The following is a 19,040-nucleotide window of genomic DNA, read 5'->3' on the forward strand; positions in this document are numbered from 1 at the left end:
GGCGGGCGCCGTGGGCGACGTCCTCGCGTACTGGCCGCAGGGGCGGGCCGCGCTCGAGGCGGGACCGCGGCCCCGCGGCGAGGAGACGGTGACGCGCTCGGGAGCCGGTGCGGCGCCTCGGCGGTCGGGGGAGACGGCCGAGAACCGGAACGTCGGGACGACGGCCCGGGTGGCTCTGCACGGAGCACGGAAGGTCGCCGGAAGGGCGGTGCGGAAGGCCGCACGGATCGTGCGGCTGGCCCGCGGCTGACTACGCCGACTTCTTCCAGCACGGCACGACGTCGACGTCGAACACCGCGCCGATCGCGTCGAGGTACTTGATGACGGTCCCGACACTCACATCGGGAGAGCCGTTCTCGATCGCGTCGATGTCCGACACCGGTACCCCCATGCTGTCGGCGAGTTCGTTCTGGGGGATCCTGGCGACCATCCGGGCACGCTTGAGCTTCGTGAAGAACCGCGAGGTGGCCTCGGAGTTCGCGTGGGGGACGCTGTGCTTCTCCCCGGCTTCCGAGAAGTAGTGGGCGATCGACATGGCAGGACCTCCTGATCGACGGTGATGCAGTACGTGCGCAGTCCACGTGATGTGTCGTCCCAGTCTGCCGCACGGAAGCCGGGCCGGAAAGGGCCCAGTGCCGACTGTCAGCAATTCCCCCGCTCCGTGTTCCACTCCGTTCACGCCGGCCCCCGGTCCCGGGTACGACAACGGCCGGCCGTTCCCGGGGGAACGACCGGCCGTGAGGCCCTCTCACCGAGGCGCCACGCACCTCGGCGAGGGATGCGTCACTTGACGACGCGAAGGGATTCGATCTTGGACTCCTCGCCCGGCATGACGCGCTTCTTGCCGTCACCGAGGGCGACCTCGACGACGCGGACCTGCTCGACGAGGGTCTTGAACTCCTCGGGCTCCATGGAAGCCTTCTGGTCCGAGCCCCACATGTCCTGGGAGAGGGTGATGTGACGCTCGAGGGTGTTCGCACCGAGGGCGACAGCGGCGAGCGAGATCGAGGTACCGAGCTCGTGTCCCGAGTACCCGACCGGCACGCCGTAGCGCTCGCGGAGGGCCGGGATCGCGAGGAGGTTGGCCTCCTCCGGCGGGAGCGGGTAGGTCGAGGTCGCGTGCATGAGGGTGAGGTTCTCGGTGCCGAGGGTCTTCACGGCGACGTCGATCTGCTCGAGGGTCGACATACCGGTCGAGAGGATGACGGGCTTACCGGTCGCGGCGACGGCCTTGAGGAGCTCGAGGTCGGTCACGGAGGCCGAGGCGATCTTGTAGACGACGGCGTCGAACTTCTCGAGGAAGTTCACGGAGTCGATGTCCCACGGCGAAGCGAACCACTGCAGGCCCTTCTCCTTCGCGTACGCGTCGATCTCCGTGTACTCGGCGTCCTCGAACTCGACACGGAACTTGTACTCGAGGTACGTCATCTCGCCCCAGGGGGTGGAGCGGGGCTTCGACTTCTGGTCCTCCGGGACCGCGACGTCGGGGTTGCGTTTCTGGAACTTCACGGCCTGCGCGCCGGCTTCGGCGGCAACGTCCATGAGCTGCTTGGCGATCTCGACGTCACCGTTGTGGTTGATGCCGATCTCGCCGATGACGTAGACAGGCTGGCCGGGACCGACAAGGATATCGCCGAAAGCGACCGGCTTGATCTCGTTCACAGTCATGAGAACTTCTTTCTGGTAGTCGAACGTGTCAACGATTGAGGGTTGCATCAGGGATGAGGTCGCACACCTCACGGACCGCGCCGTGACCTCCGCGCCTGGACAATACCAGGCGCGCAGCGGTGAGGACCGAGGGATGGGCGTCGGCAACGGCGATGGGCCAACCGACGACGCTGAAGGCTTCGAGGTCGTTGATGTCGTTGCCGACATACGCGACGCGAGCGGGGTCGAGCCCCTTGTCCGCCATCCACTTCATGAGGACTTCGGCCTTGTTGTCGATGCCCTGGGCGACCTCGACACGGAGTTTCTCCGCGCGGCGGGTGACGACCTCATTGCGTTCCTTGCTGAGAACGAGGAACGGGAATCCGGCCTTCGCCAGGCGCGAGACCCCCATACCGTCGCCGCGGGAGACGCGAACCATTTCCTTACCGTTCTCGTCCACGTAACCCGCGTCGTCCGTGTGGACGCCGTCGAAGTCCGTGACGAGGGCATCCACGTCGAGCGCCGAGGTGTCCTCGTGGGCCTTGGCCATCGCACGCACGAGGGTGAGATCGGACATCGAGTCGATCTCCTGCGCGTGCTCGGGCGGGACCTCCTCGATCTCCACCCGCCCGAAGAAACGGTGACCGGTCTCACGGAAACCGTCGGTGCGCATGATGTAGAAGGCACCGGTCTCGTTGTAGTGGATCTTCCGGTCCTGGCGACGCGGACGGAACGAGGCGTCGTGCCCCACGGCCACGGCGCTGCCGTCGGCCTCGTCGAGCGTCCAGAGGAAGCTGTGGTCCTCGACCGCGGAGAACACGACGTCGGCCTCACCGGAGACGACGCGACCGATCGCACGGTCGATGTTCTGCGGGTCGATGAAGGGCGAGGTGCACTGCACGAAAGCCGTGAGCTCGAACGTCTTGCCCTGTTCGGCGAGCTGATCGAGCGTGTACAGGAGGGCCGCTTCGCTCGAGGCGAGGTCGCCGGAGATGGCGTCGGGGCGGCGGATCACGGTCGCGCCGGCGCGCTGCGCCTCCGCTGCGATGCCGTCGTGGTCGGTGGAGACGACGACGAGGTCGATGCCCTGCGCATGCACTGCAGCTTCGACCGCGCGGGCCAGCAGGGTCTTGCCTGCCACCTTCTGCAGATTCTTGAGCGGGATGCCTTTTGAGCCGCCACGCGCGGGAATGATCGCGACCGCGCGGGGTGCATTCTTCGTAGATTGATCAGTCACAAGGCTTCTCACGGTACACCAGCGACCTGGGAAGCCGTGACACCTTCGTGACCTACCCGCCACGTGTCCGAAACGGAACTCCGCAACGGACCGGTTGCGGGAACGATCAGATCCAGGTCGGATTGAGGATCCGCAACCGCCACGCGTCGTAGGGGATCGTGTGCCCGGTCCAGATCGGGTAGTAGAAGGCGAAGGCGCCGACGACGGCGACGAGCACGAGTCCCACGACGAGCCTGCGGGCCACGAGCGCGACCGGCAGGTGCGGTGCCCAGCGGGCGAAGCGCCTCGGCGCGGGAGAGTCGGCATCCCGGCCCGAGGCGCCCTGCCCCGGCGCCGGTCCGGCGCCGACCGCCGGTGCCCGGCCCCACAGGAGTCCGAGGCAGTACGCGAGTGCGAGGACGACGAAGGGCACCATGACGATCGTGTAGAAGGTGAAGATCGTCCGCTCCTGGTAGAGGAACCACGGCGCCCACGTGGCGAGGAGCCCGGCGAGGATCCCGCCGGCGCGCCAGTCGCGCCGCAGCAGCCACAGGCCGATGAGCGCGAGGACCGCGAGCGGTGCGAGTCCCCAGATCACCGGGTTGCCGACGGAGAGGATCGCGGCCGAACAGGAGTCGACCCCGGGGAAGTCGCAGCCGGGGTCGCCGGCCTGGGGGGACTCGTAGTAGAAGGACGTCGGTCGCCACTGGACGATCCAGCCCCAGGGGTTCGACATGTACGGGTGCTCGGAGGCGAGACCCACGTGGAACGTGTACGCGGTGTAGTGGTAGTGCGCGAGCGAGGGGATCCAGTCCGGCAGGAAGTCCCACCAGCCGTGGTTGTTCGCCGCCCATGTGCGGTCCCACCCGCCGGAGGTGACGATCCACCCCGTCCAACAGACGACGTAGGTGACGAACGCGACGGGGACGAGCATGAGGAACGCCGGCACCGCGTCCTTCGTGAGCGCCGCGAGCCACGGATGGCGGATACCGGCGGCCCGGCGCATCGACACGTCCCAGAACACCGCGAGCAGACCGAACACCGCGAGCGCGTAGAGCCCCGACCACTTGACGCCCATTGCGCACCCGAGGGAGATCCCGGCCGCGAGGCGCCACGGCCTCCACCACAGCACGGGACCGAACGAGGCCGGGAGGAGGCGGTCGAGAAGGCCGGGGAGTCCGGTGGCGCGGGCGGTGCCGGAACCGGGGCCGGCGCCTCGGCCGGGGTGTGCTCCGCCGTGCCCGCCGGCGGCGAGTCGCCGGGCGAGGGACGCTCGGGCCTGCTCCCGGTCGAGGACGAGGAACCCGAACCCGAGGAGCACGAAGAACATGAGGAAGAGGTCGAGCAGCGAGGTGCGCGAGTGCGTGAAGTGCACACCGTCGAACGCGAGGAGGCCCGCGGCGATCGTCCCGATCCACACAGAACGGAAGAGCCGCGCGGCGAAGTATCCGAGCAGGAGGATCGAGAGGGTACCGACGAGGGCGGCGGAGAACCGCCAGGCGAACGGGGAATCCGCGCCGAAGACCTGCATGCCCCAGCCGATGAGCCACTTGCCGAGCGGCGGGTGGACGACATAACTGGGGTCGTCGAGGAAGATGTCGGTGTTGCCCGCCTCGAACTCGGGGTTCGGTTCCTCCGGCCACTCGCTCTCGTAGCCGTTGTGGACGAGGGTCCATCCGTCCTTGACGTAGTAGGTCTCGTCGAACACGAGGGTTCCGGGGAAGCCGAGGCGGATGAACCGCAGGAGACCGCCGACGAGGGCGACGAGCCCGGGGAACAGCCAGGCGAGTACACCGAACGGCAGGTTCCGCACGGTCCGGCGTGCCGAGGTGACGAAGCCCTGCGGGGTGTGCGGATGTGAGCCCGGTGCGGAGGTGGAGAGCTCGGAGGTGGAGGACGTCACGGACGTCAGTCTGCCACGGGGCGTCGGCACGCCGAGCGGGGGAGGTCACGCGGATGAGAGCCAGGTCACGCACCCTGCAACGGATCCGTGACCTCGCTGTGGGCCGACGCTCATGTTCGTTCACTAGGCTGGGGTTACCGCACGCGCAGTCGACAGAGGTGGATGGAATGTCCCAGAACCCGTACGATCCCCACTCCCAGTTCCAGCCCGGTGCCGGATACCCGGAGGGCACTCCGCAGTACGGTTCGAATCCCGCCGCATACGGTTCCGGACAGCCCGGCGCGCAGGACCCCTACGCCGCGGGACAGTACGGGGCCGGACAGTACGGTGCGGGTGCGCAGCCCTACGGTCAGCAGGACCCCTATGCGCAGCAGGGGTACGGACAGCCGGATCCCTACGCCCAGCAGGGTTACGGTCAGCAGGTCGTGTACGCCCAACCGGCGACGAACACCCTCGCGATCCTCGCGCTCGTCATGGGCATCATGGGCTTCTTCACCTTCGTCACCGGTGTCGCCGGCATCATCTGCGGCCACATCGCGCGCAAGCAGATCAAGCAGTCGGGTGAACAGGGCGACGGCATGGCGCTGTGGGGCCTCATCACCGGCTATGTGTCGGTGATCGGCTGGATCGTCTTCTGGGTCCTCTACTTCGTCTTCATCTTCGTGATGATCGGCGTCACGGCGTCGACGTACTGACCCCATGAACACCACCACCCACCTCTCCGAGGGCACCTCCGCGCAGGCGGACGGTGCCCTCGTCCTCGTCGGTACGCCCATCGGGAACCTCACCGATGCCTCACCCCACATGCGCGAGGCGATCGAACGCGCCGATGTCATCGCCGCGGAGGACACCCGCCGGTTCCTCGGGCTCGCCGATCGCCTCGGGATCACCCACACCGCGCGGATCGTGAGCGTCTTCGACCACAACGAACAGGACCGGGCCGGTGACCTCGCGGACGCCGTCGCCGCGGGGCAGACGGTCGTCCTCCTCACCGACGCCGGCATGCCCGCGGTCTCCGATCCCGGCTACCGGGTGGTGAAGGAGGTCGCCGGGCGCGGCCTGCGGGTCACCTCGGCACCGGGGCCGTCCGCCGTGTTCACCGCGCTCGCCCTCTCCGGCCTGCCGAGCGACCGCTTCTCCTTCGAGGGGTTCCTGCCGCGCAAGGCGGGGGAGCGGGCCCGGTTCCTCGCGGACCTCGCACGGGAGACCCGCACGATGGTGTTCTTCGAGAGCCCCCACCGGGTCGCCGAGGCGATGGACGACGTCGTCGCGGCGTTCGGCCCCGATCGCCCGATGACGATCAACCGGGAACTCACGAAGACCTACGAGGAGGTCCTGCGCGGCACCACCGGCGAACTCGCGGACCTCGCTGCCGAAGGGCTGCGCGGGGAACTCACGCTCGTGATCGCCGGGCACTCGGGGGAGCGGACCGCAGCGGCCGACCACCTCGGGGAGATGATCCGACTCGTCGACGGCGGTATGCGCGCGAAGAAGGCCGCCCAGGAGATCGCCGCCCGTCACGGTGTCTCCACCCGCGAGGTGTACGAGGCGTACCTGCACCGCGAGGAGTGAGGCCGACAGCGGGGGCCGGCCCCCGCTCCCGGTGACGGACTCGCCCGGTGCGGGCGCGTCCGTGCCCGCCGTTAGACTTCGGGATCATGAGCTTCTTCATCACGACCGCGATCGCGTACCCGAACGGTGTCCCCCACATCGGCCATGCCTACGAGTACATCGCCGCAGACACCCTCGCTCGGTTCAAGCGCCTCGACGGCGAAGAGGTCTTCTTCCTCACCGGCACGGACGAGCACGGTCTCAAGATGCAGCAGACCGCGGAGAAGGAGGGCGTCACCGCCCGCGAGCTCGCCGACCGCAACGCCGCGGTGTTCCGCGAACTCCAGGACACCGTCGGTTCCTCCTACGACCGGTTCATCCGCACGACGGACGCCGACCACCTCGAGTGCGCGCAGGAGCTCTGGCGCCGCATGGAGGCGAAAGGCGACATCTACCTCGACTCCTATTCCGGGTGGTACTCGGTCCGCGACGAGGCGTACTTCGCGGAGGACGAGACCGAGGTCGTCGACGGGGTCCGCCGGGCGATCACGACCGGCACCGAGGTCGAGTGGACCGAGGAGGAGTCGTACTTCTTCCGCCTCTCCGCCTACCAGGACAAGCTGCTCGCGCTCTACTCCGAGCACCCCGAGTTCGTGGGCCCCGACGTCCGCCGCAACGAGGTCGCCTCCTTCGTGGGCTCCGGTCTCAAGGACCTCTCGATCTCCCGCACCACCTTCGACTGGGGCGTTCCGGTCCCCGGCAACGAGAAGCACGTGATGTACGTGTGGGTCGACGCCCTCGCGAACTACCTCACGGGTGCCGGATTCCCCGGTGACGCGGACTCCTTCGCGACGTGGTGGCCGGCCGACGTCCACATCATCGGCAAGGACATCGCCCGCTTCCACGCGGTCTACTGGCCCGCCTTCCTCATGAGCGCCGGCATCGAACTGCCGAAGCGCGTCCACGCCCACGGCTTCCTCTTCAACAAGGGCGAGAAGATGTCGAAGTCGGTCGGCAACGTCGTCGACCCGCACGCGCTCATCGCCGAGTACGGCCTCGACACGGTTCGGTTCTTCTTCCTCCGGGAGATCTCCTACGGCCAGGACGGGTCCTACAGCCACGAGGGCATCGTCACCCGCATGAACACGGACCTCGCGAACGAGTACGGCAACCTCGCCCAGCGCTCGCTCTCGATGGTCGCGAAGAACTGCGGAGCCGCCGTCCCCACCCCGGGCGAGCTCACCGCCGACGACGAGGCCCTCCTCGCCGCCGCCCGTGCCGTCCTGCCCGCCGCCCGCGAGCACATCGACGCGCAGAACATCCACCTCTACGTCGATGCCGCGTGGAAGGTGCTCGCCGCCGCCAACAAGTACTTCACGGTCCAGGAACCCTGGAAGCTCCGCAAGACGGACGCCGCCCGGATGGAGACGGTCCTCTGGGTGACCCTGGAGGTCGTCCGTATCGTCTCCCTCCTCGCGCAGCCGGTCATGCCGACCGCCGCCGGGAAGGTCCTCGACCTGCTGGGTGTGCCGGGAGCGGCGGACGCGGCGGGCGCCTCGGCGGATTCCGTTGCTGCCGCCCTCGAGGCGCCGAACGCCCAGGGTGCGCTCGTCCCCGAACGCATGTTCGCGGCGATCGACTCGCCGCTCGTCGCCGGTACCCCGTTGCCGGCACCGGCTCCCGTGTTCCCGAAGTACCAGGAGGACTGACCTTCCATGGCATCGCGCGCCGCAGGCTCGTACCCGGCCGTCCCGGAGCCGCTCGCCGTCCCCGGGGTCGACACGCACACGCATCTCGACATCTGCACCGGCGCCCGGGGCCCGCTCAAGGCGGGGGAACCCGCTCCGGAGGTGGACCCGTCCGAGGGTGAGGAGTTCCCGAGCCTCGACTGGTTCCGGGAGACCGCGTTCGCCGCCGGGATCACCCGGATCGTGCAGATCGGGTGCGAGATGGGTGCGGCCCGCTGGACCGCCGCGACGGTGGAGGCGGAGGCCGCGGCCGGTCGCGACTGGATGCTCGGCGGCGCGGCGATCCACCCGAACGAGGCGCCCCGCCTCGCCGCCGCCGGTCTACTCGAGGAGTCGCTCACGGAGATCGAGCAGTTGTGCGCGGGCGAACGCATGCGTGTCGTCGGGGAGACCGGACTCGACTACTTCCGCACCGACGGTGACGGCCTCGCCGCCCAGGAGGAGTCCTTCCGCGCGCACATCGAGATCGCCAAACGACTCGGGATCGCCCTCCAGATCCACGACCGCGAGGCGCACGCCGACGTCCTGCGGATCCTCCGGGAAGTCGGTGCCCCCGAGCGCACGGTCTTCCACTGCTTCTCCGGTGACGTGGAGATGGCCCGCGAGTGCGCCGAGCGCGGGTACTACATGTCCTTCGCCGGGAACATCACGTTCAAGAACGCGGACGGGCTGCGGCACGCGGCAGCGATCGTGCCGCCCGAACTCCTCCTCTCGGAGACCGACGCGCCGTTCCTCACCCCGGTGCCCCACCGCGGGAAGCCGGGCGGCCCCTATCTCACCGCGCTCACGATCCGGAAGCTCGCCGAGGTCCGGGACACGACCGAGGAGGAGATCGCGCGCCTCGTCACCGAGAACGCCGGGAGGGTGTTCGGCAGCTGGGACCGGTGACCGGCTCGGTGCCGCTCCCGGGTCCGATTCCGGGTTGTGGCGGGACCGTGATCTTCCTCGCGCGGCGTGCCGCGTGTGACCCGGCTCGCGTCCGTCGGGCCAGGTGAGAGCGCAGGAGAACACGGTGCGGCGCCTCGGCCGGGCAGCGACACGGGACTGCGCCGGATTTCCTACGTAACGAAATTGCGGCGAACATAACGGTTCGGTTACGCTATTGGGGCTGCGGCGGCTCTGTGTGCCGTCGTACCCAGGCCACGGTCGAAAGGGCCGATGTCCGCAATCGATTGGATTTCCACCTCGTGAATGCTTCGCGCAAGAAGAAGGCCCTCATCGCCGGGCAGGTCGTCGTCATCGGCGCCCTCGTCTGCGGCACCGGTGCCTTCATCGGACTCAACAAGCAGGTCACCATGACGGTCGACGGTGAGCAGCAGCAGGTCCGTACCTTCGGCAACACGGTCGACGAGGTCCTCGCGGCGCAGGACGTCGACTTCGAGGAACGCGACCAGGTGCAGCCCGGTCGTTCGGCCTCCGTCGAACGCGGCATGAACATCGTCGTCAACACCGCGAAGGACGTCGAACTCACCGTCGACGGTGTGACGACCACGGAGACCACGAACGCGAACACCGTCGGCCAGGCCCTCTCCGACCTCGGTGTCGATGCCGAGGGCGCCGAGGTGTCGGCCGATCTCGAGGAACCGCTCGCCTCCGCGACCGGGGTCGAGGGTGCCGAGGCGATCGACGTCGTCACCGCGAAGACCGTCAAGGTGAATGTTGCCGGCGAGGTGAAGAAGGTCGACAACGTCGTGTCCTCCGTCGCCGACGTCCTCGACGCCGCCGGAGTGGAACTCGACGACAACGACATCGTGTCGATCCCCCTGGCCGCGCCCGTCGCCGACGGCCAGACCGTCGACGTCATGGCCGTCGAGGACTCCCAAGTGACCGAGACCGAATCGATCGCGCACGAGACCGTCACGAAGGAGACCGACGACCTCTACGAGGGCGAGACCGAGGTCGAGACCGAGGGGAAGGACGGTTCGAAGGAGATCGTGTACGCCGTCCGGACGATCGACGGTGATGAAGCCTCGAAGGAGAAGATCTCCGAGAAGGTCACCGCCGAGCCGGTCGACGAGGTCGTCCTCAAGGGCACGAAGGAGAAGCCGGCCCCCGAGCCGGAGCCGGAGAGCAGCTCGTCCTCGAGCTCCTCGAGCTCCTCGAGCGATTCCGGCAGCTCCTCCGACGACTCGGGCTCCGGTAACACCGGTGCGGACGCGCCCACCGTGCCCTCCGGCTCGGTGTGGGACCAGCTCGCGCAGTGCGAGTCCACCGGCAACTGGTCGATCAACACCGGTAACGGCTACTACGGTGGCCTCCAGTTCTCCGCCTCCACGTGGAAGGCCTTCGGTGGTGGGAAGTACGCCGAGTACGCCCACCAGGCGACCCGCGAACAGCAGATCGACATCGCCGAGAAGGTCCAGGCGTCCCAGGGATGGGGCGCATGGCCGAGCTGCACCTCGAAGCTCGGAATCCGCTGAGCGGGAGCACTCCCATGGACATCCTTCGCAATCGCGCGGTGCAGATCGCTGCCCAGTCCGTCGTCATCGGTGGCCTCGTCGTCGGGACCGGTGCCTTCGTGGTCCTCAACAAGCCGGTGACGGTCACCGTCGACGGCGAGACCCAGGAGGTCCGGACCTTCGGCACGAGCGTCGACGAGGTCATCGCGGCCCAGGAACTCGACCTCTCGGAACGTGACCAGGTGCTGCCGGGCCGTGGCGCCTCGGTCGACCGGGGCATGGACATCGTCGTGAATACGACGAAGACCGTCGACGTCACGGTCGACGGTGTCACCACCGAGGAGACGACGACGGCGAACACCGTCGGTGCGGCCCTCGCGGACCTCGGGATCGACGCCGAGAACGCCGAGGTGTCCACGGACCTCGATGCCGCACTCGCCTCGGAGACGGTCACCGACGGAGTCTCCGCGGTCGAGGTCGTCACCCCGAAGTCGGTGAGTGTCTCCGCGGACGGGGAGACCCACAAGGTCGACGAGGCGGCCTCCACGGTGGCCGACGTCCTCGACTCCGCCGGGATCACCGTCGACAACGACGACATCGTCTCGGTCCCCCTCGACGCCCCCGCCACCGACGGCCAGAACGTGCAGGTCATGCGCGTGACCGTCGAACAGCGGACCGAGGAGGAGGCCATCGAGCATCCCGTGAAGACCGAGGAATCGGACGACATGGAGATCGGTGAGACCGAGGTGACGACCGAGGGCAAGGACGGCAAGCGCGAGGTCGTCTACGAGGTCCGCACGGTCGACGGCGAAGAAGTGTCGAAGAAGGAGCTCTCCGAGAAGGTCCTCGAGGAACCCGTCGAGGAGGTCGTCGTCGAGGGGACGAAGGACCCCATGGACATGACGACCGAGGAGATCAAGGCGATGCTCGGCGGCCCCGGCTCGCGGTGGTACGAACTCGTCAAGTGCGAGTCCACGTTCAACCCGCGTGCGGTCAACCAGCAGAACAACGCGCACTTCGGCCTCTTCCAGTTCAAGCAGGCCACCTGGGAGTCCGTCGGCGGCACGGGCAACCCGATCGATGCCTCCCCGAAGGAGCAGTTCGAACGTGCGAAGATCCTCCAGCAGAAGGCGGGCTGGGGACAGTGGGCCTGCGCCTGACGCAGCGCCGATCGCAGCCAGGGTGACGTCCGATGTCTCCGAGCGTGCAGATTTCCGTCTACGACACGGAAGAGTTCGATGAACACGGTTCGCGCGAACCGTGTTCATCGAACTCTTCCGTGCCCGGCAACCGTGCTCAGCCGATCGCGCGGGTGCGGTTCTCCCAGTGCGGCGCGCGCAGCACCTTCTTGTCGATCTTGCCGAACGGGGTGAGGGGCAGGTCCGGCACGAAGGTGACGGACTTCGGGCGGGCGTAGTTCGCGACTTTCCCCCGGGTGAACTCGCAGACCTCGAGCTCGGTGAGGGAACCGTGGGGCGCCTCGGGCGTGCCGTCGCGGGAGACGACGTACGCGTGCACCGCCTCGCCCCAGTCCTCGTGCGGGATGCCGATGACCGCCGCCTGTGCGACCTGCGGATGCGCGGTGACCGCGTCCTCGACCTCACGGGAGTACACGTTGAAGCCGCCGGAGATGATCATGTCGTTGCGGCGGTCCTTGAGGTAGAAGTACCCGTTCTCGTCGCGCACACCCATGTCGCCCGTCCGGACCCAGTCGCCGAAGAACTTCTCCGCCGTCGCCTCCGGGTTGCCGAGGTATTCGCGGAGCGCGAACGGGGTCTTCACGACGATCTCGCCGAGTTCGCCCGGCGCGAGGAAGTTCCCGTCCTCGTCCGCGACCTGCACCTGGGTGAAGAGCGTCGGATTGCCGCAGCTCGCGAGGAGCTCGGGCCGCGCGAGGTCGTGGTCGAGCTTGCCGAGCGAGGTGCAGAACTGCGGCGCCTCGGTCTGGCCGAAGAGCTGGACGAACACCCGGCCGAAGAGCCGCAGGCCCTGCTCGAGCCGGGTCGGGGACATCGGGGCGGCGCCGTACACGAGGGTGCGGAGGTCGAGCGGCGTCGTCGACGCGCGCTGATCGTGGGGTGTCGCTCCTCCTGCCGAGGCGCCCTCACCTGCCGAGGTGCCCTCGCCGGCCCCGGTGCGCCGCGCCTCGACGACGTCGAGTATCCGATAGATCATCGTCGGCACCATGAACGTCCACGTGATCCCGTCGGACTCGAGGAGGTCCACCGTCCGCTCCGCGTCGAAGCCGTCGAGGATCCGCACGTTCGCCCCACGCCCGATCCCGGCCGAGGTGAACGCGCCCGCCGAGTGCGCGAGCGGGGACATGACGAGCATGCGTTCCGAGGTCGCGATCTCCGCCTCGACGATCTGGATGTAGAGGGCGGCGGCCGAGGACGCGCGGGTGTGGGCGACGGCCTTCGGCTTCCCGGTGGTGCCGCCGGTGAAGTTGATCGTCGAGAGCCCCTGCGGATCGTGCTTCACCGATTCCCGGTGCGGCGCCGTCCCGGCGGGCGGCTGGTCGACGAGCGGGATCGCTCCGGGGAGCAACCGGCCCTCCGGATCGCGGAGCTGGACGACCGTGATGTCGCGGGTGAGGGGGTCGGCCGCGAGTTTCGGGAGGAGTTCTGCGCCGAGGTCGTGGTCGGCGACGAGGACCTTCGTGCGGGCGTACCCGAGTTGGTAGACGATCGTGTCGAGGGCCGACATGTAGTTCGCGGGGGAGCGGGTGGCGCCGAAGCGGGCGATCGCGGTCTCGAGCACCGGCCACTCGACGCGGTTGCGCGCGAACATCGAGACGACGTCCCCCGGCTGCACGCCGAGCTCGTCGAGCTGGTCCATGACCGCGTCGGACCACACGTGGAGGTCCCGGTACGTGTATTCGGAGGGCCCGTCCGTGCCGGTGGAGGAGGTACGGGCGGGGGAGGAACCGGCCGCGCTGCCGCCGGAGGCCGCGCCGGGGGTGTCGTCGCGGACCGCCACGAGGGTGGCGTAGTTGCGGAAGGCGTTCTCGTAGATCTCTGCAGGGGTGCTGAACATGCGGTATCGAACTCCATCGTTCGCCGAACAGTTGTTCGGTCAGTTTAAGCATGTTCGAGGCGTGGCGTGAGGGGTTTCGGGTGTGGGAGGGGAGCGCTGCGGGTGTGAATTCCTGGGAGTTCGTGAGATTTCTTGGGAGTTCACGCCATCATTGGCACTCGAGTTGACCGAGTGCCAACGGCGGTCCTAGTGTGGTTTTTGCACTCTCGAGGTGAGAGTGCCAACCCCCTCGGGGACGGAATGCGAGCCGCTCGGCACCCGCGACGACGAGTGGATCAGCGCCGGTCCGGGCCGTCGTGCACCCCGCCTTCACCAGCGGAGGGAGCACGGAACACGTCCCACCACCGGCCCGGCCCCGCACAGTCAGTGCTTCAGAAGCCAGTGCCCAGTCGGCAGTTGGCTCGGACTACACACGAAGGAGAGTGTCCGCATGTCGGTCTCCATCAAGCCGCTCGAGGATCGCATCGTCATCAAGCAGGTCGAGGCTGAGCAGACCACCGCTTCCGGTCTGGTCATCCCCGACACCGCCAAGGAAAAGCCGCAGGAGGGCGAAGTCGTCGCTGTGGGCCCCGGCCGCGTCGCCGAGAACGGCACCCGCATCCCGCTCGACGTCGCCGTCGGTGACAAGGTCATCTACTCCAAGTACGGCGGAACCGAGGTCAAGTACGCCGGCGCCGAGTACCTCGTGCTCTCGGCCCGCGACGTCCTCGCCGTCATCGGCTGATCACCCTTCACCCACCCGTACATCAGTACATCCGGACTTCAGGAAGTGTGAATCATGGCCAAGACCCTTTCCTTCGACGACGAGGCGCGTAAGTCCCTCGAACGCGGAGTCGACGTCCTGGCGAACACCGTCAAGGTGACGCTCGGACCCAAGGGCCGCAACGTCGTGCTCGACAAGCAGTGGGGCGCCCCCACGATCACGAACGACGGTGTGACCATCGCCCGCGAGGTCGAACTCAACGACCCGTACGAGAACCTCGGCGCTCAGCTCGCCAAGGAGGTCGCCACCAAGACGAACGACGTCGCAGGTGACGGCACCACGACCGCGACCGTTCTCGCCCAGGCACTCGTCCACGAGGGCCTGCGCAACGTCGCCGCCGGCGCTGCCCCCGCGCAGCTCAAGATCGGTATCGAGAAGGCCGTCGACGCCGTCGAGGGCCGCCTCAAGGAGATCGCGCGCGAGGTCGCCGACTCCCAGGAGATCTCCTACGTGGCCGCGCTCTCCGCGCAGTCCCCGGAGATCGGCGCCCTCATCGCCGAGGCCTTCGACAAGGTCGGCAAGGACGGCGTCATCACGATCGACGAGAGCCAGGCCGCCCAGGTCGAGCTCGAGTTCACCGAGGGCATGCAGTTCGACAAGGGCTACCTGTCCCCGTACTTCGTCACCGACGCGGATCGCCAGGAAGCCCTTCTCGAGGACCCCTACATCCTCATCAACCAGGGCAAGATCTCGAACATCCAGGATCTCCTCCCGGTGCTCGAGAAGGTCCAGCAGGCGGGCAAGCCGCTCGTCATCGTCGCCGAGGACGTCGAGGGCGAAGCGCTCTCCACGCTCGTCGTCAACAAGATCCGCGGCATCATCAACGTCGCCGCGGTGAAGGCCCCCGGCTTCGGTGACCGCCGCAAGGCGATCCTCCAGGACCTCGCCACCCTCACCGGTGGTCAGGTCGTCACCGCGGACATGGGCATGAAGCTCGACCAGGTGACCCTCGAGGATCTCGGCAGCGCACGTTCGGTGCGGATCACCAAGGACTCGACCACCGTCGTCGACGGTGCCGGTTCGGACGAGGACGTCGCTGCCCGCGTCGCCCAGATCCGCGCCGAGGTCGAGCACACCGACTCCGACTGGGACCGCGAGAAGCTCCAGGAGCGCCTCGCGAAGCTCGCCGGTGGCGTGGCCGTCATCAAGGTGGGCGCCGCGACCGAGGTGGAGCTCAAGGAGCGCAAGCACCGTGTCGAGGACGCCGTGTCCGCGACCCGTGCCGCCATCGAGGAGGGCATCGTCGCAGGTGGCGGTTCCGCTCTCGTGCACGCCGTCAAGGTGCTCGACGAGCAGGACCTCGGCCTCACCGGCGACGCCGTGACGGGTGCGAACATCGTCCGCCGCGCGGTCGTCGAGCCGCTGCGCTGGATCGCCGAGAACGCCGGCCAGGACGGTTACGTCGTGGCCTCGAAGGTCGCGGAACTCGCGCCGGGTGAGGGCTACAACGCCGCCACCGGCGAGTACGGCGACCTCATCGGCAAGGGCATCATCGACCCGGTGAAGGTGACGCGTTCGGCTCTCCGCAACGCCGCCTCCATCGCCGCGCTGGTCCTCACCACCGAGGCCCTCGTCGTCGACAAGAAGGAGGACGAGGAGGAGAAGTGATTCTCCTCCGGTGACCTCCGCGCCGAGCATTTCGGCGCCGAGCTCCTCCGCGCCCGAGGCGCTGGTTCCCTCCCGAGGGGGCCGGCGCCTCGGGCGTTCTCGTCTTCCCGAACGACCGTTCGGTGTGTTTCACTCTCCTGCAGGAGACGGGCGGACCCCGTCACCGTGATCAGGAGGAGCAATGGAGCTCGGAACGATGCTGGATGCCACCGTCGAACGCGATCCGCAGAAGGAAGCGCTCGTGTTCGGCGAACGGAGATGGACCTACGGGCAGTTGCGCGAGGAATCGCTGCGCGCGGCCCGCGTGCTGTACGACCGGGGGATCCGGCGGGGCGACACGATCGGGGTGATGTCCTTCAACACGCCGGGATTCGTGTTCGCGGCATTCGGCGCGTGGTACCTCGGGGTCACATTCATCCCGGTGAACCACAAGCTCCGTCCGCCGGAGGTCGCCTACACGACGACGCACTCGGGCATGCGCCTCGGGATCGTGAGCGCAGAACTGGCAGTTACCGCACGCGAGGGGAATCCCGACATCCCGTGGCTCGAGACCGAGACCGAGGAGCCGGGGTCCTTCGACGCCCTGTGCCGAGCGGCCGAGCCCTTCGACCTCGCGGTGCTTCCGGAGGCGGAACGGCCGACGGAGGACGACGTCGCACAGGTGCTCTACACCTCGGGGACGACGAGCGCGCCCAAGGGGTGCGTGCACCCGCACCGGAACATGGTGCAGGTCGCCCAGATCATCACGCTCAACATGGGGTACCTGCCGAGCGATCGGTACCTCATGTGCATGCCGATCTGGCACGCGGCGCCGCTCAACATCATCCTGCTGCCGATGGTGTTCATCGGCGGCACCGTCGTCATGATGCGCGAGTACGACCCCGTCGAGTGCATGGAGATTCTCGCCCGGGAACGGGTGACCGTGTTCTTCGCGCCGACCGTCGGATACGTCGCCCCGATCCACGCGGCGAAGAAGCTCGGGCGGGACTTCGCCGACTACGACATCTCCTCGGTGCGGATCTGGAACTACGGAGGAGCACCGATCGACCGCGAGACCGCGCAGATGCTCATCGGGACCTACCGGACCGACCGGTTCTACAACCTCTTCGGGATGAGCGAGATGGGGCCGACCGGGTGCATCCTCCGGCCCGACGACCAACTGCGGAAGGCCGGTTCGGTGGGCCGGGAGGCGATGTGGGGCAACCGGATGCGCGTGGTCACCGCCGACGGCCGGGACGCGGGTCCGGGGGAGACCGGGGAGATCTGGTTCGCCGGCGACACCCGCATGCGTGAGTACCTGAACAACCCCGAGGCGACCGCAGCGGCCTTCGAGGGGGAGTGGTACAGGTCCGGGGACGTGGCTAGGGTCGACGAGGACGGGTACTACTACGTGGTCGACCGGATGAAGGACGTCATCATCGTCGGCGGGGAGAATGTCTTCTCGCTCGAGGTCGAGGAGGCGATCATCGCGCATCCGGATGTCGTCGACGTCGCGGTGGTCGGTCGGCCGGATCCGGAATGGGGTGAACAGGTCGTCGCCGTCGTCACGACGGAGGCGGACACGGACCTCGACCTCGCGGCTCTGCGCGATTTCCTCGCGGACACCCTCGCCCGGTACAAGGTGCCCCGCGATCTCCTCGTCGTCGACGTGTTGCCGCGCAACCCCGCGGGGAAGCTCCTCAAGCACCGGCTCCGGGAGATGGTCGCCGGGGCGTGAGTGTCACGGAGGCGCGGGCCCCGAAATCGGACCGTAAAGGTATGCAAAGTAGACTTTTGGCCATGGATACCTTCGTGACACACCGCGACGCCGCCGTGCGCGCTCTCGTCGACAACGGACTCATCAGCACCGACCAGCCCGTCGTCGGACTGCTCGACACCGATGCGGTGAAGCGTCAGGTCGAGGCCCTCCACAACGCCTTCGACGCGATCCCGCTCACCAACCACACAGTCGCCTGCAAGGCCGCGACGATGGTGCCGATCCTCCGCTTCCTCGCGGACCTCGGGATGGGGTGCGAGGTCGCGAGCCCCGGTGAGTTCGCGATGGCCGAGGCCGCCGGCTTCGCCCCCGAGAAGATCGTCGTCGACTCCCCGGCGAAGACGCTCCCGGAGATCGAGCACGCGCTCGAGGTCGGTGCCGCGATGAACATCGACAACTACCAGGAGATGGCGCGGCTCGACGCCCTCATGGAGGGCCGGGAGACGAGCGCCGTCATCGGTGTCCGCGTGAACCCGGTCGTCGGCACCGGCTCGATCGCCGCGATGTCGACCGCCACGACGACGACGAAGTTCGGCATCCCGATCATCGACGACGCGACCCGCACCGAACTCGTCGACGCGATCGTCGCGCGCCCGTGGATCACCCAGCTCCACGTCCACTCCGGCTCCCAGGGCGTCCCGCTCGAACTCGCCGCCGAGGGCATCCGCCGCATCATCGCCCTCGCCGAGGACGTGAACGCGCAGGCCGGTTCCGCGCAGATCGACCGCCTCGACATCGGCGGCGGCCTCACGGTGAACTTCGACTCCGACGAGATCACCCCGAGCTACCACGACTACGCCGACGTCCTCAAGCGCGAGGTCCCCGAACTCTTCAGCGGGAAGTACATGGTCCTCACCGAGTTCGGCCGGTCCCTCCTGGCGAAGGCCGGTTCGATCGCGACGAAGATCGAGTACACGAAGCAGGTGGGCGACCGCCGCTTCGCGATCGGCCACGCCGGAGCCCAGGTCGCGACCCGTACCGTCTTCATGCCCGAGCACTGGCCGCTGCGTGTGTCGACGTACACGAAGGAGGGTCTGCCCTCCGAGGCGCCCGTCATGACCCAGGACCTCGCCGGCCCGTGCTGCTTCACCGGCGACATGATCGGCCGCGACTACGAGGTGCCCGAGTACCAGCCGGAGGACATCGCCCTCGTCCACGACACCGGCGCGTACTACTTCTCGACGCCCTTCGCCTACAACGCCCTGCCCCGCACCGCCGTCTACGCGTACTCCGCGGACGCCGCGGGCGAGGTCGCCTTCACGCAGATCCGCAAGCAGCAGACGATCGAGGAACTCGTCGCCGAATCCGGCCTCGACGTCCGCCTGTGACCGATCCGAGGCCCACCGCCGAGGCGCCCCGCCGGTTCGGCCGGGCCGTGTCCTTCTCGAACGGGGTCGGATGGACCCTCGACCG

16 protein-coding genes are annotated in these 19,040 nt (G+C 68.2%); 11 read left to right on the top strand and 5 right to left on the bottom strand.

Annotated features, from left to right (window positions below):
- On the top strand, positions 1-250 hold a 250-nt coding region (locus ABD172_RS02970), incomplete at its 5' end, for a hypothetical protein (RefSeq protein ID WP_344306794.1).
- On the opposite strand, the gene ABD172_RS02975 is transcribed toward ABD172_RS02970, so the two are convergent.
- The 4 genes from ABD172_RS02975 to ABD172_RS02990 all read right to left on the bottom strand — a co-directional run bounded on the left by ABD172_RS02975 (position 251) and on the right by ABD172_RS02990 (position 4,766).
- Positions 251-535, bottom strand: coding sequence for a helix-turn-helix domain-containing protein (locus ABD172_RS02975; RefSeq protein ID WP_344306796.1), 285 nt, complete (start codon positions 533-535; stop codon positions 251-253).
- A gap of 248 nt (positions 536-783) precedes the next feature.
- On the bottom strand, positions 784-1,668 hold the full coding sequence (locus ABD172_RS02980; RefSeq protein ID WP_344306798.1) for an N-acetylneuraminate synthase family protein: 885 nt from the start codon (positions 1,666-1,668) through the stop codon (positions 784-786).
- 28 nt (positions 1,669-1,696) lie between these two features.
- Entirely contained in the window at positions 1,697-2,884 is a 1,188-nt protein-coding gene (locus ABD172_RS02985) for a cytidylyltransferase domain-containing protein (protein WP_344306800.1), read from the bottom strand.
- A 106-nt stretch (positions 2,885-2,990) separates the two neighbouring features.
- Complete coding sequence (locus ABD172_RS02990; RefSeq protein WP_344306802.1) at positions 2,991-4,766, bottom strand: dolichyl-phosphate-mannose--protein mannosyltransferase; 1,776 nt, start codon at positions 4,764-4,766, stop codon at positions 2,991-2,993.
- 167 nt (positions 4,767-4,933) lie between these two features.
- On the opposite strand from ABD172_RS02990, the gene ABD172_RS02995 reads away from it, so the two are divergent.
- The 6 genes from ABD172_RS02995 to ABD172_RS03020 all read left to right on the top strand — a co-directional run bounded on the left by ABD172_RS02995 (position 4,934) and on the right by ABD172_RS03020 (position 11,624).
- Positions 4,934-5,461: a DUF4190 domain-containing protein gene (locus ABD172_RS02995; RefSeq protein ID WP_344306804.1), complete on the top strand. Its 528-nt coding sequence runs from the start codon at positions 4,934-4,936 to the stop codon at positions 5,459-5,461.
- A 4-nt stretch (positions 5,462-5,465) separates the two neighbouring features.
- Complete coding sequence (gene rsmI / locus ABD172_RS03000) at positions 5,466-6,338, top strand: 16S rRNA (cytidine(1402)-2'-O)-methyltransferase (RefSeq protein ID WP_344306806.1); 873 nt, start codon at positions 5,466-5,468, stop codon at positions 6,336-6,338.
- A gap of 86 nt (positions 6,339-6,424) precedes the next feature.
- On the top strand, positions 6,425-8,026 hold the full coding sequence (metG, locus tag ABD172_RS03005; protein WP_344306808.1) for a methionine--tRNA ligase: 1,602 nt from the start codon (positions 6,425-6,427) through the stop codon (positions 8,024-8,026).
- Positions 8,027-8,032: 6 nt separating this feature from the next.
- The gene (locus tag ABD172_RS03010; RefSeq protein ID WP_344306810.1) at positions 8,033-8,953 is read left to right on the top strand and encodes a TatD family hydrolase; all 921 of its coding nucleotides are present in this window, start codon (positions 8,033-8,035) and stop codon (positions 8,951-8,953) included.
- A gap of 299 nt (positions 8,954-9,252) precedes the next feature.
- The gene (locus ABD172_RS03015; protein ID WP_344306812.1) at positions 9,253-10,485 is read left to right on the top strand and encodes a resuscitation-promoting factor; all 1,233 of its coding nucleotides are present in this window, start codon (positions 9,253-9,255) and stop codon (positions 10,483-10,485) included.
- Complete coding sequence (locus ABD172_RS03020; RefSeq protein ID WP_344306814.1) at positions 10,449-11,624, top strand: ubiquitin-like domain-containing protein; 1,176 nt, start codon at positions 10,449-10,451, stop codon at positions 11,622-11,624. Before ABD172_RS03015 ends, ABD172_RS03020 begins: the two co-directional genes overlap by 37 nt.
- A 136-nt stretch (positions 11,625-11,760) precedes the next feature.
- Here the strand turns inward: ABD172_RS03020 and ABD172_RS03025 are convergent, their stop codons facing one another.
- On the bottom strand, positions 11,761-13,500 hold the full coding sequence (locus ABD172_RS03025; protein ID WP_344306815.1) for an AMP-binding protein: 1,740 nt from the start codon (positions 13,498-13,500) through the stop codon (positions 11,761-11,763).
- Positions 13,501-13,930: 430 nt separating this feature from the next.
- Between ABD172_RS03025 and groES the strand changes: the two genes are divergently transcribed.
- The 4 genes from groES to ABD172_RS03045 all read left to right on the top strand — a co-directional run bounded on the left by groES (position 13,931) and on the right by ABD172_RS03045 (position 18,955).
- Positions 13,931-14,224 (top strand): co-chaperone GroES, encoded by a 294-nt coding sequence (gene groES / locus ABD172_RS03030; RefSeq protein WP_344306817.1) that lies wholly within the window; start codon positions 13,931-13,933, stop codon positions 14,222-14,224.
- Positions 14,225-14,278: 54 nt separating this feature from the next.
- Positions 14,279-15,871, top strand: coding sequence for a chaperonin GroEL (groL, locus tag ABD172_RS03035; protein WP_344306819.1), 1,593 nt, complete (start codon positions 14,279-14,281; stop codon positions 15,869-15,871).
- 181 nt (positions 15,872-16,052) lie between these two features.
- Positions 16,053-17,588, top strand: a complete 1,536-nt coding sequence (locus ABD172_RS03040) for a class I adenylate-forming enzyme family protein (protein WP_344306821.1) — start codon at positions 16,053-16,055, stop codon at positions 17,586-17,588.
- A gap of 62 nt (positions 17,589-17,650) precedes the next feature.
- Positions 17,651-18,955, top strand: coding sequence for a type III PLP-dependent enzyme domain-containing protein (locus tag ABD172_RS03045; RefSeq protein ID WP_344306823.1), 1,305 nt, complete (start codon positions 17,651-17,653; stop codon positions 18,953-18,955).
- Positions 18,956-19,040: the final 85 nt, after the last annotated feature.

This window comes from Brevibacterium samyangense (assembly GCF_039529845.1).
GTDB classification, from domain to species: Bacteria; Actinomycetota; Actinomycetes; order Actinomycetales; family Brevibacteriaceae; genus Brevibacterium; species Brevibacterium samyangense.